This window comes from Alcanivorax sp. HI0044, from assembly GCF_001634945.1.
Window position 1 is genome coordinate 1 of sequence record NZ_LWEZ01000261.1, and the last position, 869, is coordinate 869.

Consider the following 869-nt stretch of genomic DNA (forward strand, 5'->3'; position numbering starts at 1 on the left):
ACACCGATATTCGCCGGCACATCACCATTGGGGTAATCCAACCGATAGTAGGCGCCGTTGTAGCTAATCTGATGCTGCGTGCGCTCAAGCGCCGCCGACACCAGATCCTGTTGAAAAGCGTTTGCTTGCACAACGCCTGACAACAGCCCCCAAAGTAACGCTAACCCGCATCCCAGGCGTTGTGACATACCCCTACCCCGCTCGCTTTCCAATCATTCAGATCCATTATCCGACCGCCATCAGGGAAGTCTGTTCCGGTAAGCCCGCAGGATGTCGTCCACCCGCTCTGCATGATCCATATCAACACGGAGGAAAAACGGAACAACCCAATCGCAACCGGCAAGCTGACAATGCCGCTTCCAGTCACCAAACGTATCGATACTGTCCAGCGTCAGAGCCACCGAACCGCCCCGCTCGGCAAACCCACCACCAATGCTTTCTCCCAGCACCAACCATTTGTCATCGCAGAAGGGCCGTATGGAAACGGTATACACATGATGCCGCTGATCCTGCTCGGTGGGTGCACGGTTCTCCATGCCCAGGGTCAAGGTCGCCGTCTTCAAATCCGCAAAATCCACTGCTTCAGACCACTTCAGCAGTGCCGGCACGTCCAGCGACGCTTCCTGCTCCCACACATTTTGGCCATCCCACATCTGGGTTTTATCCAGGGCCGTCCAGCTCAGCGCCCCGGGGGTGACGTCACAGGCTCGCAGCTTGAGAGGAAACGCCAGAAACCACAGCGGTGTATCCGCGACCCGGGCAGAGGGAAACTGGCGAAAACGGCCATCGTCGAACTCGATAATCAACTTGAACGATTCCAGTGGCACCACACGTTTGATCGACAGCGGCATTAACGTCTCCCGGCTTAC

Annotated in this window: 2 protein-coding genes; both read right to left on the bottom strand. The window is 56.8% G+C overall.

Features of this window, described 5'->3' with window-relative positions; genetic code table 11:
• Window positions 1–188, bottom strand: a 188-nt coding sequence (locus A3730_RS03260) for a DUF1287 domain-containing protein (protein WP_231883827.1), incomplete at its 3' end; no start/stop codon positions are given.
• 51 nt (window positions 189–239) lie between these two features.
• Window positions 240–869 (bottom strand): hypothetical protein (locus A3730_RS03265; RefSeq protein ID WP_231883828.1); only part of this gene is annotated, 630 nt, incomplete at its 5' end.